This window comes from Microbacterium phosphatis, from assembly GCF_049177115.1.
Classification (GTDB): Bacteria; Actinomycetota; Actinomycetes; order Actinomycetales; family Microbacteriaceae; genus Microbacterium; species Microbacterium phosphatis.
This window is the reverse complement of sequence record NZ_CP185370.1, coordinates 2,195,884-2,210,221: the sequence shown is the minus strand read 5'-3', so window position 1 is coordinate 2,210,221 and position 14,338 is coordinate 2,195,884. Positions and strand designations below refer to the sequence as shown.

Annotated in this window: 11 protein-coding genes; 6 read left to right on the top strand and 5 right to left on the bottom strand. The window is 72.2% G+C overall.

Going from position 1 to position 14,338, the window contains the following annotated elements:
* Nucleotides 1-42: 42 nt before the first annotated feature.
* From ACOKGD_RS10525 to ACOKGD_RS10500, 6 genes are all read left to right on the top strand, one after another.
* On the top strand, nucleotides 43-1,353 hold the full coding sequence (locus ACOKGD_RS10525; protein ID WP_342337271.1) for an extracellular solute-binding protein: 1,311 nt from the start codon (nucleotides 43-45) through the stop codon (nucleotides 1,351-1,353).
* 73 nt (nucleotides 1,354-1,426) lie between these two features.
* Nucleotides 1,427-2,407, top strand: a complete 981-nt coding sequence (locus ACOKGD_RS10520) for a carbohydrate ABC transporter permease (RefSeq protein WP_342337270.1) — start codon at nucleotides 1,427-1,429, stop codon at nucleotides 2,405-2,407.
* On the top strand, nucleotides 2,404-3,285 hold the full coding sequence (locus ACOKGD_RS10515) for a carbohydrate ABC transporter permease (protein ID WP_342337269.1): 882 nt from the start codon (nucleotides 2,404-2,406) through the stop codon (nucleotides 3,283-3,285). The genes ACOKGD_RS10520 and ACOKGD_RS10515 overlap by 4 nt, the downstream gene beginning before the upstream one ends.
* 52 nt (nucleotides 3,286-3,337) lie before the next feature.
* Nucleotides 3,338-5,728, top strand: coding sequence for a glycoside hydrolase family 3 N-terminal domain-containing protein (locus ACOKGD_RS10510; protein WP_342337268.1), 2,391 nt, complete (start codon nucleotides 3,338-3,340; stop codon nucleotides 5,726-5,728).
* Nucleotides 5,729-5,759: 31 nt separating this feature from the next.
* Nucleotides 5,760-7,337, top strand: coding sequence for a glycoside hydrolase family 43 protein (locus tag ACOKGD_RS10505; RefSeq protein ID WP_342337267.1), 1,578 nt, complete (start codon nucleotides 5,760-5,762; stop codon nucleotides 7,335-7,337).
* Between the two features lie 50 nt (nucleotides 7,338-7,387).
* Complete coding sequence (locus ACOKGD_RS10500; protein WP_342337266.1) at nucleotides 7,388-8,545, top strand: ROK family transcriptional regulator; 1,158 nt, start codon at nucleotides 7,388-7,390, stop codon at nucleotides 8,543-8,545.
* Nucleotides 8,546-8,566: 21 nt separating this feature from the next.
* Here the strand turns inward: ACOKGD_RS10500 and ACOKGD_RS10495 are convergent, their stop codons facing one another.
* The 5 genes from ACOKGD_RS10495 to ACOKGD_RS10475 form a co-directional block, all read right to left on the bottom strand.
* Nucleotides 8,567-10,006, bottom strand: coding sequence for an aldehyde dehydrogenase (NADP(+)) (locus ACOKGD_RS10495; RefSeq protein WP_342337265.1), 1,440 nt, complete (start codon nucleotides 10,004-10,006; stop codon nucleotides 8,567-8,569).
* A gap of 65 nt (nucleotides 10,007-10,071) precedes the next feature.
* Nucleotides 10,072-11,151, bottom strand: coding sequence for a mandelate racemase/muconate lactonizing enzyme family protein (locus ACOKGD_RS10490; RefSeq protein WP_342337264.1), 1,080 nt, complete (start codon nucleotides 11,149-11,151; stop codon nucleotides 10,072-10,074).
* Nucleotides 11,148-12,059 (bottom strand): 5-dehydro-4-deoxyglucarate dehydratase, encoded by a 912-nt coding sequence (locus ACOKGD_RS10485; RefSeq protein WP_342337263.1) that lies wholly within the window; start codon nucleotides 12,057-12,059, stop codon nucleotides 11,148-11,150. The genes ACOKGD_RS10490 and ACOKGD_RS10485 overlap by 4 nt, the downstream gene beginning before the upstream one ends.
* A complete protein-coding gene (locus tag ACOKGD_RS10480; RefSeq protein ID WP_342337262.1) occupies nucleotides 12,059-12,991 on the bottom strand; it encodes an NAD-dependent epimerase/dehydratase family protein in 933 nt (310 codons plus the stop codon). The genes ACOKGD_RS10485 and ACOKGD_RS10480 overlap by 1 nt, the downstream gene beginning before the upstream one ends.
* Nucleotides 12,988-14,337: a Gfo/Idh/MocA family protein gene (locus ACOKGD_RS10475; protein ID WP_342337261.1), complete on the bottom strand. Its 1,350-nt coding sequence runs from the start codon at nucleotides 14,335-14,337 to the stop codon at nucleotides 12,988-12,990. Before ACOKGD_RS10475 ends, ACOKGD_RS10480 begins: the two co-directional genes overlap by 4 nt.
* Nucleotide 14,338: the final 1 nt, after the last annotated feature.

The following is a 14,338-nucleotide window of genomic DNA, read 5'->3' as shown; positions in this document are numbered from 1 at the left end:
CGGGCGGGACGGCCCCGAACTCAACGAAGAGGAGAAGCTCACATGAGCGTTCGCAAGGCATGGGCCGCCGGCGCGGCCGTCGCCGCAGTGGCCACGCTGGCCCTGACCGGCTGCACGACCTCCACCGCCCCGACCAACGGCGGCGACAAGGGCGGCGACGGCGAGGCCAGCGTTCTCACGATCTGGCAGAACTCGACCACGGGCCCCGGCCAGGCGTACTGGCGTGACGCCACCGCGGCCTTCACGGAGGAGCACCCCGAGGTCACCTTCAAGATCGAGGACATCCAGAACGAGCAGATGGACGGCAAGCTCCAGACCGCCGTCCAGTCGAAGGACATGCCCGACATCTTCATGGCGCGCGGCGGCGGCAAGCTCGCCGACGTGGTGAAGGCGGGCCTCGTCAAGGACCTGACCGACCTCGTCAGCGACGACGTCATGGCCGACTACGGCGACGCCCCGTTCGCCGCGTTCTCGGTCGAGGGCAAGATCTACGGCGTCCCCACCGCGGTCCTCCCCGGCGGCGTCTTCTACAGCAAGGACCTGTTCGAGCAGGCCGGCATCACCGAGACGCCGACGACCATCGACGAGCTCAACGACGCCGTCACCAAGCTGAAGGACGCGGGCATCGACCCGATCGCCGTCGGCGCGAAGGACGCCTGGCCCGCCGCGCACTGGTACTACTGGTTCGCCCTGCGCTCGTGCGACAAGGACACGCTCCTCGACATCGCCACGACGAAGGACTTCAGCGACCCGTGCTGGCTCGACGCCGCCGAGCAGCTCGAGGAGTTCATCGGCACCGAGCCCTTCAACAAGGGCTTCCTGACGACCCCCGCGCAGAGCGTCGCGAACTCGTCGGCCGGCCTCATCGCCAACCACAAGGCCGCCATGGAGGTCATGGGCGGCTGGGACGTGGGCGTGATCGCCGACCTGACGCCCGACAAGAAGCCGCTGCCCGACCTCGGCTGGTTCCCGTTCCCGGCCGTCGACGGCGGCAAGGGCGACCCGGCCGCGATGATGGGCGGCGTCGACGGGTTCTCGTGCTCGGTCGACTCGCCGTCGTCCTGCGAGGACTTCCTGAACTTCATCGCCTCGCCCGAGTGGCAGGGCAAGTACGCCACGGCGTACTCGTCGCTGCCCGCCTCGGCTGAGGCCCAGAAGGCCGTCGAGGGCGACGTCGAGAAGACGTTCCTCGCCGCCTACCAGGAGTCGCCCTACATGAGCATGTGGCTCGACACGCTGCTCGGCCAGAACATCGGCACCGCCCTCAACGACGGCGTGGTGAAGATGTTCGCCGGCGACGGATCGGCCCAGGCAGTGATCGACGACGTCTCGAAGGCCGCCGAGCGCGACTGACAACGCATGACCTCGGGCCGGCCCGCTGCGGCGGGCCGGCCCGAACCACGACTTAAGGACGGGTTACACGACCATGAGCACGACTCAGACCGCTCCCGCGGCTGGGAGGATCGACCCCGCCGGGCAGCGCGAGACGCCGCGTCCGGTGGCTCGCCGCCGGCGCATCGACTGGCGCAAGAACGGCGAGATCGCCCTCCTCTCCGGACCGGCGATCCTCATCTTCCTGACCTTCGTCATCTTCCCCGTCTTCCTCGCCGCCTTCTACGGCTTCTTCAAGTGGGACGGCATCGGCGCCCTCGAGTGGAACGGGCTGCAGAACTACGTCTGGATCCTCGAGGATCCCGAGTTCCGTGAGGCTGTCGGTCACAACTTCGGCATCGTGATCGCCTCGATCGTGCTGCAGGGCCCGCTCGCGATCCTGTTCGCGCTGGTCATGAACCAGAAGATCAAGGGCCGCTCGTTCATCCGCATCATGATCTTCGTGCCCTACGTGATCAGCGAGGTCGTTGTGGGTCTTGCGTGGAGCATGCTCATGCAGGACACGGGCGCCATCAACCAGCTGTTCGGGCTGGACATCTCGTGGCTCTCGGACCCGAACATCGCGTTCTGGTCGCTGATGATCATCATCACGTGGAAGTACATCGGCTTCGCGGTGATCCTCATGCTCGCGGGCATGCAGTCGATCCCGGAGGAGCTCTACGAGGCGGCCGCCATCGACGGCGCCAGCTTCTGGAAGATGCAGTGGAGCATCACGCTGCCGCTGCTCGGACCCACGATCCGCATCTGGGCGTTCCTGTCGATCATCGGCTCGCTGCAGCTGTTCGACCTCGTCTTCATCGTCTGGGGCCGCATCGCGCCGAGCGCGGGCGTCCACACGATGGCCTTCTACATGTACACCGAGGGTCACCTGTCGGGCGAGTACGGCTTCGGATCGGCCGTCGCCGTCCTGCTGTTCCTCATCTCCCTCATCGTCGGCCTCGTCTACCAGCGCTTCGTGCTGCGTCGCGACATCGACGGCGCCCTGACCGACGCCCCCGCAAAGGACGCGAAATGAGCCTCGAGACCTCTCTCGCCATCACCCCGGTGAACAAGCGCACGCGCAAGCCCAAGGAGTACGTCAAGTGGGGAAGCCCCGGCGTCTACCTCGCGGCGATCATCCTCGTCACGGTCTGCATCACGCCGGTCCTGTACGTCATCATCGGCGGCTTCCGTGACAACGCCCAGTTCACGACCGACCCGGCCGGTTTCCCGAACCCGTGGAACCCCGCGAACTACATCAACGTCCTGACCGGATCGAACTTCTGGCCCGCCCTGATGAACTCGGTCGTCGTCGGCCTCGGCACCGCGCTCGGCACGGTCGCCCTGGGGCTGATGGCGAGCTACGTGATGGCGCGCTACAACTTCACCGGCAAGACCCAGATGTACTCGCTGTTCGCGGCCGGCCTGATGTTCCCCGCCACCGTCGCCATCACGCCGCTGTACATCATGGTGCGCGCGCTCGGTCTGACGAACACCCACATCGGCCTGATCCTGCCGCAGATCGCCTTCGCGCTGCCGACGACGATCATCATCCTCGTGCCGTTCCTGAAGGCCATCCCGATGGAGCTCGAGGAGGCCGCGGCGATCGACGGCACGGGCCGCCTGGGCTTCTTCTTCCGCATGGTGCTGCCGCTCAGCCTGCCCGGCGTGATCACCACGGGCATCCTGGCGTTCGTCGGATCGTGGAACGGCTACCTGCTGCCGCTGTTCCTGCTCGGATCGGACAAGTACACGCTGCCGCTCGCGGTGCAGAACGCCGCGACGTCGCAGTACGCCTCCGATGCGGCCATGATCCTGGCCTACACGTCGCTGTCCATGCTGCCCGCGCTGATCTTCTTCAGCCTGTTCGAGCGCCGCATCGTCGGCGGCCTCACCGGTGCGGTGAAGGGCTGAGCCGCCCGGCTCGCCCTTCACCCCTGCACATCCTGCTTTCACGGAGAACCACATGACCTCGCACGTCCCTGCCTGGCCCACGACGTCGGATCGCGTGCGCGCGATCGTCGCCGACATGACCCTGGAGGAGAAGGCGGCCCAGATCGTGGGCTACTGGCTCGACCAGGGCGGCGAGGTCGTCGCCCCCATGGCCGACGAGATGAGCACGTCGAAGGACGGGCGCACCCTCGCCGACATCACGAAGCACGGCCTCGGCCAGTACACCCGGGTGTACGGCACCCGACCGGTCGAGCCGGCCGAGCGGGCCGCCTGGCTGTGGAGCGAGCAGCGCCGCCTGAAGCGGGAGACGCGCCTGGGCATCCCGGCGCTCGTGCACGAGGAGTGCCTCACGGGCCTCGCCGCCTGGAAGGCGGCGACCTTCCCGACGCCGCTCGCCTGGGGTGCGTCGTTCGACCCCGAGCTGGTCGAGGAGATGGGTGCTGTCATCGGAGAGTCGATGCGCGAGCTCGGCATCCACCAGGGGCTGGCCCCGGTGCTGGACGTCATCCGCGACCCGCGCTGGGGTCGCGTCGACGAGTGCATCGCCGAGGACCCGTATGTGGTCGGCACCCTCGGCACCGCGTATGTCACGGGCCTGCAGTCGACGGGCGTGCACGCCACGCTCAAGCACTTCGTGGGCTACTCGAACTCGCGCGCCGGCCGCAACCACGCGCCGGTGCACGCCGGCCCGCGTGAGATCGCGGACGTCTTCCTGCCGCCCTTCGAGATGGCGATCCGCGACGGCGGCGTCCGGTCCGTGATGAACAGCTACACCGAGGTCGACGGCGTCCCCGTGGCCTCGAGCCCCGAGCTGCTCACCGACGTGCTGCGCGACCAGCTGGGCTTCGACGGCGTGGTCGTCGCCGACTACTTCGCGATCGCGTTCCTCGAGGTCATGCACGCGGTCGCCGCCGACCGCGGTGCGGCAGCGGCCTACGCCCTGCAGGCCGGGATCGACATCGAGCTGCCCACGGGCGACGCGTACCTCGCGCCGCTCGTCGAGCGCGTGCGCTCGGGCGAGCTCGACGAGGCCTACCTCGACCGCGCGGTGCTGCGTGCGCTCCAGCAGAAGGAGGACCTCGGCCTGCTCGAGGCCGACGCCTTCGAGGACGAGGCGCCCACCGAGGTCGACCTCGACTCGCCGCGTCACCGCGACATCGCGCACCGTCTGGCGGCCGAATCGCTGGTGCTGCTCTCGAACGACGGGGTGCTGCCGCTCGCGGCGGACGCGCGTCGCGTCGCCGTGATCGGCCCCAACGCCGACCGGGTCGAGGCCCTGCAGGGCTGCTACTCGTTCGCGAACCACGTGCTCGCGCATCACCCCGACCACGAGATCGGCTTCGAGATCCCCACGGTGCGCGAGGCGCTCGTGGCGGCGCTGCCCGACGCCGAGGTCGTCTACGCGCGCGGCGCCGAGGTCGAGGGCGACGACCGCTCCGGCTTCGCCGAGGCCGTCGAGACCGCCTCCGCGGCGGACGTGGCGATCGTCGTCGTCGGCGACCAGGCGGGCCTGTTCGGCCGCGGCACGGTCGGCGAGGGCAACGACGTCGACTCGCTCGAGCTGCCCGGTGTGCAGCGCGAGCTCGTCGAGCAGCTCGTCGCCACCGGCACGCCGGTCGTCGTCGTCCTCCTCACCGGCCGCCCGTATGCGATCTCCTGGGCCCTGGACGGGGAGGCCACCCCGGGCGCCGTCATCCAGGCGTTCTTCCCGGGCGAGGAGGGAGGCCCCGCCATCGCCTCCGTCCTGACCGGACGGACCACGCCCTCGGGCCGGCTCCCTGTCAGCCTTCCCCGCTCGTCCGGCTCGTCGCCGTACAGCTACCTGCACCCGATCCTGGGCGGTCCGTCGGATGTGACCTCGACCGACCCGACGCCGCTGCGCCCGTTCGGCTTCGGTCTGTCGTACACGCAGTTCGCGTACGGCGACCTGCAGGTCGACGACACGGCGCCCACGGGCGGCTCGTTCACGGCCGAGGTGACCGTCACCAACACCGGAGAGGTCGCCGGCGTCGACGTCGTGCAGCTCTACGGCCGCGACGTCGTCGCCTCGATCACGCGGCCCGTCGCGCAGCTGCTCGGCTACGCGCGCGTCGCTCTCGAGCCCGGGCAGTCGCGCCGCGTCTCGTTCTCGGTGCCCACGCAGCGGGTGTCGTTCACCGACCGCTCGATGGTGCGTGTGGTCGAGGCCGGCGACCTGCAGGTGTGGGTCGGCGCGCACGCCGAGGCGTCCGCCGTCGTCGCCCACACGGACGAGTCGACGGGCGGGGCCATCACGAACGAGAAGAAGGCCGGCACGCGCACGCTCCCGGGTTCGGCCACGCCCCGTGCGACGGTCACCCTGACGGGCGACGCCCATGTCGTCACCCCCGCCGACCCGCGCATCGTCTCGGTCTCCGTCGCCTGACGCCCCGACCCCGGATCCGGATCGCAGCCGCATGACGACCATCGCCAACCCCGTCCTGCCCGGCTGCTATCCGGATCCTTCGGTGTGCCGGGTGGGGGAGTGGTTCTATCTCGTCTCGTCCACGTTCGAGTACCTCCCGGGGCTGCCGGTCATGCGCTCGCGCGACCTGGCGAACTGGGAGACCATCGGCCACGTCATCGACCGGCCGGGCATGCTCGACCTGGACGGCATCGGATCGTCGGGCGGGCTGTACGCGGCGACGATCCGGTTCCACGCCGGCCAGTTCTGGGTGGTGTGCACGCTGGTGGCCCGCGAGGGCGACGCGTTGGGCGCCCCACGCGGCAATTTCCTGGTGACCGCCGCCGATGCATCCGGCCCCTGGAGCGATCCGGTCTGGCTCGACGCGGACGGCATCGATCCGTCGATCGCCTTCGACGAGGAGGGGCGCGTCTGGCTGCACGGCACACGGCTGGCGCCCGAGGCCGAGGCGGAGTGGTTCCACCAGACGCAGGTGTGGGTGCGCGAGTACTCGCCGACGGAGCAGCGCCTCATCGGCGACGAGCACATCGTCTGGATTGGCGCCGTCCGCGGGGCGGTGTGGGCCGAGGGGCCGCACCTGCAGCTGATCGACGGCACCTGGTACCTGCTGGCCGCCGAGGGCGGCACCGAGTTCCACCATGCCGTGTCGATCGCGCGCTCGACGTCGCCGACCGGGCCCTTCGAGGGCAACCGCGCGAATCCGATCCTGACCCACCGCCATCTCGGCCGGGGCGTCGACGTGATCGGCCCCGGCCACGCCGACCTCGTGCAGGCGGCGGACGGATCGTGGTGGGCGCTGCTGCTCGCGATGCGCGCCCCCGACGGGCGCCACTACCCGCTCGGGCGCGAGACCTTCGTCCTGCCGGTGACGTGGGAGGACGGCTGGCCCGTCTTCGCCCCCGGGGAGGGGCGCGTGCCGGCGACGGTCGCGCTGCCCTGGGACGTCACCCCGGCCCCGGCGGGCACCTGGCAGCCCGACGCGCGTGCGGCCGGGGCGATCGAGCCCGGCGACGTGCGCTGGACCACACCCCGCGCGCTGCCCGCCGAGGTGGCACGGGCCGACGCCGGCGGATGGGTGCTGCCGGTCTCGCGGGCCACCCTCGCCGACACGTCGACCTCCACGTTCGTCGGCGTCCGCCAGCAGCACTTCGATGTCGACGCGTTCGCGGCCCTCGACCTGGCGGACCTCGCCGAGGGCGAGACGGCGGGCTTCGCGATCCGGCAGTCCGAGCGCGATCACGCGACGGTCGGGTTCACCCGCACGCGAGAGGGCTTCCGTCTCGCGGTGACGCAGCGCCGGGCGGGTGCGGACGAGGTGCTGCACGAGTCGATCGTGGACCCCGGCTCCGTCGGCTCGGTGGGGGTGCGCGCCCGCGGCTACGCCTACGTGCTGACCCACGAGGATGTGCGGGGCGAGGCGCACCCGCTGGCGGAGATCAGCGCGCGGGAGCTCGACGCGGTGGCGACCGGGGGCTTCCTCGGGGTGTGGTTCGGCGTGTACGCGACCAGCCACGGGGCCGAGCCGCGGGGGGCCGCCCGCGCCACGCGGTTCACCTACCTGCCGGTGTGATGTCGGCCACCGCATAAGGTGGCAGGGACAACAAACTGCAAGGTGGCGGGATGACGATGCGTGCGACGAGCGTCGAGGGGGTGCGACGCGCCAACCTGGGCGCGGTGCTCCGTCTTGTGCACCAGGAGGGCCCGCGCTCGCGTGCCGTGATCACCGCGCAGACCGGGCTCAACCGCTCCACGGTCTCGGACCTCGTCGCGACGCTGGTCGCCGCCGGTCTCGTCGAGGAGCGCGATCCCGACCCGACCCGACGCGTCGGACGACCCTCGCCCATCGTGGCCGCCAGTCAGGACATCGTCGCCATCGCCGTCAACCCCGAGGTCGACGCGCTCGAAGTGGGAGCCGTGACCCTCAGCGGCCGGGTGCGTGTGCGGGGGCGCGAGTCGGTCGGCCTGTCGGTGGACGAGGTCGTCGCCGCGGTGGCGCGGATCATCGACGGCTGGCGCGCGGGAGCGCTGCGCGGCTGCCGCATCGTCGGCGGCGGCGCCGCGGTGCCCGGGCTCGTGCGAGCCGACGACGGAGTCGTGCGCCTCGCACCGCACCTCGGATGGCGCGACGAGGACATCGCGGGGCGCCTGTCGGAGGCCACGGGGCTGCCGTTTGTGATCGGCAACGACGCCTCGCTCGGCGCCCGCGCCGAGCGCCTGTTCGGCGCCGCCATCGACCACGCCGACGTGATCTACCTCAACGGCGGCGCCTCCGGCATCGGCGGGGGGCTCGTGCTGCACGGGCTCGCCATCGGCGGCGCCGACGGCTACGCGGGCGAGTGGGGCCAGAGCCGCCCCGGCATCCAGGTCGAGGCCGACCGTCGCACCGAGAACGGCGTGCTCGAGGACGAGGTCAACCGCGCCCGGCTGCTGGCCGCCGCGGGTCTCGCCGCCGCCGACGACGCCGAGCTCGGGGTGGCCCTGGCCGGGCTGACCGAGCCTGCCGCGCTCGAGGAGATCGCCCGCCAGCGTCGTATCCTCGCCGCGGCGCTCGCGAACGCCGTCAACGCCCTCAATCCGTCGGTCATCGTGCTCGGCGGGTTCCTCGCGATCCTGCTCGAGCAGGATCCGGACGGCCTCCTCGCGGCGGTGCGGGAGCTGGCCCTCGCCGCCCCGGGCGAGCGCCTGATGATCCTTCCGGCCGCGCTGGGCGCGGATCGCCTTCTCATCGGGGCGGCAGAGGCCGCCTTCGAACCGCTCCTCGCCGACCCCCTCGCCTGAGGGGGCCGGGAGGCGCGAAGGTCACGGCAGGACGAGCACTCCGTCGACGCGGCGCGGGATGCCGAGCGGGTTCGACTCGCGGAGCGCGTCGGGCAGCAGCGCCTCGGGGGCGTCCTGGTACGCGACGGGGCGCTGGAAGCGGCGAACGGCGGTGGCGCCGACCGAGGTGAACTGCGCGTTCGTCGACGGCCAGGGGCCGCCGTGGTGCTGGGCCCAGCTGACGGCGACGCCCGTCGGCCAGCCGGCGAAGAGCACCCGGCCCGCGATGCCCTCGAGGCGCGTGACGAGGTCGGTCACGTCCTCGGAGGCCTCATGGTGCAGGGTCGCGGTGAGGTTGCCGTCGAAGGCGCCCAGGACGGCATCGCGCTCGGCGTCGTCGCGGTAGCGGACGAGCAGCGTGAAGGGGCCGAAGACCTCTTCGAGCAGCTCGTCGGCGTGCGCCACCAGGTCCGCGGCCGACACCGCGGCGATCCGCGACGCGGTGCCGCCGGGCGCCGCGTCGCCGGCGACGACCTCGACGCCGGGCGTCCCCGAGACGCGATCGGCGCCCGCGGCGAAGCCCTCGGCGATCGACGGCGTCAGCAGGCGGCCCTGCGGTGCGAGCAGCCCGGGCAGGGCGGCCTCGACGGCCGAGCCCTCCGGCACGAGCACCACACCGGGCTTCGTGCAGAACTGGCCCGCGCCGAGCTGGAACGAGCCCGCGAGGCCCTCCGCCAGCGCGCCGCCGCGCGCGGCATCGGCGGCCGGCGTGATGACGACCGGGTTCAGCGACCCGAGCTCGCCGTAGAACGGGATCGGATCGGGGCGCGCCGCGGCGCGGTCGAGCAGCGCCCGACCGCCGCGGACGGACCCGGTGAAGCCCACCGCGCGGATCGCGGGGTGGTCGACGAGCGCGAGGCCGGCATCGAACCCCTCGATGAGAGCGAAGACGCCCGCCGGGGCGCCCGCCTCGGCGAGCGCGGCGGAGACGACGCCCGCCATCCGGCGCGAGGTCTCGGGGTGGCCGGGGTGCGCCTTCACGACCACCGGGCAGCCGACGGCGAGCGCGGAGGCGGTGTCGCCGCCGGCGACCGAGAAGGCGAACGGGAAGTTCGAGGCCGCGAACACCGCGACAGGCCCGAGAGGGCGCAGCACCCGACGCAGGTCGGGGATGGGGGGCGTCGCCGTGGCGTCCGGGTGGTCGATGGTCGCCTCGAGGTAGGAGCCCTCCTCGACCACCTTCGCGAACAGTCGCAGCTGCGCGGTGGTGCGGGCGAGCTCGCCCGCCAGGCGCGGCGACGCGGGCAGCGCCGTCTCGTCCGCGGCGAGGGCGATGAGGCCCTCGGCGTCGGCGTCGATGGCATCGGCGGCGCGGCGCAGCCAATCGGCGCGGGTGCGCTCGTGGGTGCGGGAGGTGACGGCGAACGCGTCCTTCGCAGCGCGCGCGATCGCGTCCACCTGATCGATCGTGGTGTCCGTCATGCGAGGGTCCTCTCGAGATGCGTCATTGCGGGAAGCGGGCGGGGAAGCGGTCGGGGAATCGGGGCTCACGCGAAGCGCAGGCCGAGCCCGGTGTCGGGGCCGCCGGCGACCCGGCCGTCGGCCACCGTGACGCCGGTCGGGGTGACGAGAGCGCCCAGCGACGCGAAGCCGGCGTCCTCGACGTCCTCGATCCACACCGTCTCGGGAAGCGTATACGCCAGCTGGGCGGACAGCTCCGGGAGGAGATGCGGTGCGAGCTCGACACCGCGCTGGCGGGCGAGCTCGGCGATCTCGAGGAACGGCGTGACCCCGCCCACGCGGATGATGTTGGGCTGGACGACCTGCAGCGCGCCGGCATCGAGGAAGTCGCGGAATCGGTGCACGGTGTGCAGGTTCTCGCCCGCCGCGATCGGCACCCCCAGGGGGGCGAGACGGGACGCCAGCTCGCGGTAGCCCGCGAGATCGTCGGCGCGCAGCGGCTCCTCGATCCAGCCGATGCCGTGCGCGGCCAGCGCCTCGACCGCGCGCGTGGCGGTGTCGAGGTCCCAGCGCTGGTTGGCGTCCACCAGCAGCCGGCGATCGGGGCCGAGCACGGCGCGCACCGCCGCCACGCGCTCGAGGTCGCGGGCGAGGTCGGGGCTGCCGACCTTCATCTTGATCGCCCCGAACCCGGCGGCGACCCAGCGCTCGGCCTGGGCGACCAGCTCGTCCAGCGAGTAGTGCAGGTTGACCCCGCTGCCGTACACGGGCAGCCGGGTGTGCCGGCGGCCGATGAGGTCGGTGACCGATGTTCCGGCGCGGCGGGCGCGCAGGTCCCAGAGGGCCAGGTCGAGGCCGGCGAGCGCGATCGTGGTGATGCCGCCGCCGCCCGCCTCGTGCACGTGATGCCACAGGTCGATCCAGATCGACGGGTCTGCGGGCCGCCCGAGCGCGGCCGGGATCAGGTCGACATCCAGCAGCGCCTTCACCGCGGCCCCGCCGATCGACGGCGTCCACGAGAACCCGTGGCCCTCGCCGCCGTCCGCATCGCGCACGGCGACCGCGACCACCTGGATGTCGGTGACGTCCGCGCCCCAGGGGCGGGTCAGCGGGATCCGGATCAGCCGGGTCTCGACCGACTCGATGGACGGTGCCGAGGAGGTCACGCGACCAGCTCGCGCCCCGTCGCGAGCAGCGCCTCGAGCCGGGCGGTCTGCTCGTCGGTGGGGTCGACGAGGGGGGCCCGGACGGATCCGACCGGCAGACCTCCGAGACGGACGCCGGCCTTGATCAGCGACACCGCGAAGCCGGGGGTCTCGTCGCGCAGGTCGATGAGCGGCGAGTAGAAGCCGTCGAGCAGGCGCGCCTGGGTCTCGGCGTCGCCGGCACGGTGCGCCGTGAAGAAGGCCACGGCGATGTCGGGCGCCATCGCGAACACGGCGGACGAGTACATCGGCACGCCGATCGCCGTGTAGGCGGCCTGGGTCATCTCGGCCGTCAGCAGGCCGTTGAAGAAGAGGATGTCGCGGTCGCAGTCGGCCGCGGCGCGCACGAAGCGCTGCGCGACGGCGAGGTCGCCCGCGCCGTCCTTGATGCCCACGACCTGCGGGATTCGCAGCACCTTCTCGATCGAGGCGGGCGTGAACTGCGCGTTGCCGCGGTGGTACACGATCAGCGGCAGCTCGGTCGCCGCCGCGATGGCCTCGACGTAGGCGATGAGGCCGGCCTGCGGGCCCTGCACCAGGTACGGCGGCATCACGAGCAGGCCGTCGGCGCCGAGGCGCTGTGCCTCCCTGGCCGATGCCAGCGCGTGCCCGAGGGGGCCGCCGACGCCCGAGAGCACCGGCACCCGCCCGGCGGTGCCGCGCACCGACGCCTCGACGACGGTGGAGTACTCGTCGATCGAGAGCGCGTGGTACTCGCCGGTGCCGCACGCGGCGAACACCGCGCCCGGCTCGAACGCCACGCGCTCGGCGACGTGCTGCTCGACGAGCTCGGCGTCGACCCGACCGGCGGCGTCGAACGCCGTGACGGGGAAGAACAGGACGCGATCGGGAAGAACCAACTCGGACATCAGGCCTCCTGGCCAGCTGAGACGGGAAGAGGGGGGATCAGCAGTTCGGTGCGCCAGGACCGGTGCGCGCGCCAGCCGAGCAGCCGCTCGGCGCGGGCGCTCGAGAACACGGGGTCGTGGCCCTCGAGCGACGCGGCGGCCGCGGCCGCCGACGGCAGCGCGGCGGTGAGGGCCTCGGCGGTCGGCGCGTCCACCAGCGCATCGGCCGCCCCGACGAAGAAGACCGTGCCGTTGGGGACGTCCGATCCGGCGGGGGCCGCGCGGTCGATCCACGCGGAGACGAACTCGCCGGCGTCGCGGGCGTCGAGGTAGTTGAACAGGGCGACCGCCGAGAGCGCCGGGTCGGCGATTCGCTCGGCCAGCGTGTGGCCCTGCTGGGTCGGCGCGCCCGCCCACTCCTCGGGCGCGATCACGAAGCAGGGGCGGAAGGCGCCCAGACGCAGCCTGTCGCCGTGCTTGCGCACGGCCATCCGGACGATCTCCTCCACGGCCACCTTCGAGGCGGAGTAGCCGTTCCACGGCGCGACGGGATGATCCTCGTCGAGCGGCAGGTACTGCGGCGTCCACCCCGACGGGGATCCGTAGCCGATCACGGTGGGGCTCGACGCCACGAGCAGGGCCTCGACCCCCGCGGCGAGCGAGGCCTCGAGCACGTTCCACACCAGCCGTGTGTTGACGTCGAAGATCTCCGGATCGGGGAGCGCCCCCGGCACGGCGATCGCGGCGAGATGCACCACGGCGTCCGGCGCGATCTCGGCGAACGCCGCCGCGCAGCCGGCCGCATCCAGCAGGTCCACCGACAGCTGCCGCGCGGGGGATCCCTCGGCGGCGGTGCGGTCGATCGAGACGACCTCGTGGCCCGCGGCGGCGAGGGTCTCGACGACGCTGCGACCGAGACGCCCCGCGCCGCCGGTGACGACGATGCGGCTCATGAGGCGACGCCGGCGAGAGCGGATCCGGCGGATCCGAGATCGAGGTCGGAGATCCTCACGGCCTGGCCGGTCTCGAGCGAGCGGTTGCCCGCCAGGCCCACGACCATCGACCGCACGCCGTCCGACCAGTCGGCCGTGCGCCCGAGCGGGTCGGGCTGCCGGCCGATGAAGACGTCGCGCAGCAGCACCGCGTCGCCGCCGCCGTGGCCGCCGGTCCCCTCGGGGATCGGCACCTCGCGGGCGGGCTGGAAGTGCTTCTGCACGACCAGGCGCTCGCCGACGGGGCGCTGGGTGTCGTCGGCGACCAGGTCGGGCCGTGCGCTCGGGTCGACGACCGTGCGCCCCTGCTCGTCCACCAGCACCGACCCGCGCTCGATGACGGTCAGCTCGGCGCGGCCGAGGGTGCCGTTGACGGCGACGGTGTAGCCCTCCCACGGGGAGTGGGCGTTCAGCGAGTACGACATGGTGCTGCCCCGGGCGTAGTCGACCGTGAGCGCGAGGTTGTCCTCGATCGTGATGCCCGGATCGAACACGTCGCGGTCGCGCAGGTAGCCGTCGTGCTGCTCCTGGTCGAGGTACAGGCCCTTCCACGTGGGGTCGCTGCGCAGATCGAGGCTGAAGCTGTCGCGCAGGGGCGAGTCGGTGGTGCCGCGCTCGGGGCGCGGGCCGAGGCCGCGCCGGGCGGCGTTCTCGGCGCCGTAGAACCGCAGCCCGCCCGAGGCGTACACCCGGGTCGGGACGTCGGCGATCCACCAGCCCACGAGGTCGAAGTGGTGGCTCGCCTTGTGGATCAGCAGGCCGCCCGACTTGTCCTTCTCGCGGTGCCAGCGGCGGAAGTAGTCGGCGCCGTGGGCGGTGTCGAGCACCCACTCGAAGTGCACGCTCGTCACCTCCCCGATCTCGCCGGACGCGATCACGCGCTTGAGCTCGCTGTTGCGCGGCGAGTAGCGGTAGTTGAACGTGATGGTGACGTCGCCGCCGGTGCGCTCGGCCGCGTCGGCGATCCGGCGCACACCCTCCTCGTTCACGGTGAGCGGCTTCTCGACGACCACGTCGGCGCCCGCCTCGAGGGAGGTGACGATGTAGTCGGCGTGCGTGAAGTCCGGCGACGTGATGATCACCCGGTCGACCGCATGCTCGGCGATCGCCGCGCCCAGCTGATCCGGCTCGAATCGCACGGGCGATCCGAGGCCGGCGTGCTGGGCGAGCGACCAGTCCTGCCGACCGGTGTTGGTGTCGGTCCAGGCGACGAGCTCTGCGACGTCCGAGTGCGTCTCGGCGATCGCGGTGAGGTACATCTGGGCGCGGGATCCGGATCCCACGAGGGCGTAGCGGAGTCGGGTCATG

What these genes read in the sequence shown, in the direction of transcription:
- ACOKGD_RS10515 (WP_342337269.1), top strand. Translation starts at nt 2,404, where the DNA reads ATGAGCCTCGAGACCTCTCTCGCCATCACCCCGGTGAACAAGCGCACG.
- ACOKGD_RS10525 (WP_342337271.1), top strand. Translation starts at nt 43, where the DNA reads ATGAGCGTTCGCAAGGCATGGGCCGCCGGCGCGGCCGTCGCCGCAGTG.
- ACOKGD_RS10510 (WP_342337268.1), top strand. Translation starts at nt 3,338, where the DNA reads ATGACCTCGCACGTCCCTGCCTGGCCCACGACGTCGGATCGCGTGCGC.
- ACOKGD_RS10505 (WP_342337267.1), top strand. Translation starts at nt 5,760, where the DNA reads ATGACGACCATCGCCAACCCCGTCCTGCCCGGCTGCTATCCGGATCCT.
- ACOKGD_RS10480 (WP_342337262.1), bottom strand. Translation starts at nt 12,991, where the DNA reads ATGAGCCGCATCGTCGTCACCGGCGGCGCGGGGCGTCTCGGTCGCAGC.
- ACOKGD_RS10485 (WP_342337263.1), bottom strand. Translation starts at nt 12,059, where the DNA reads ATGTCCGAGTTGGTTCTTCCCGATCGCGTCCTGTTCTTCCCCGTCACG.
- ACOKGD_RS10520 (WP_342337270.1), top strand. Translation starts at nt 1,427, where the DNA reads ATGAGCACGACTCAGACCGCTCCCGCGGCTGGGAGGATCGACCCCGCC.
- ACOKGD_RS10495 (WP_342337265.1), bottom strand. Translation starts at nt 10,006, where the DNA reads ATGACGGACACCACGATCGATCAGGTGGACGCGATCGCGCGCGCTGCG.
- ACOKGD_RS10475 (WP_342337261.1), bottom strand. Translation starts at nt 14,337, where the DNA reads ATGACCCGACTCCGCTACGCCCTCGTGGGATCCGGATCCCGCGCCCAG.
- ACOKGD_RS10500 (WP_342337266.1), top strand. Translation starts at nt 7,388, where the DNA reads ATGACGATGCGTGCGACGAGCGTCGAGGGGGTGCGACGCGCCAACCTG.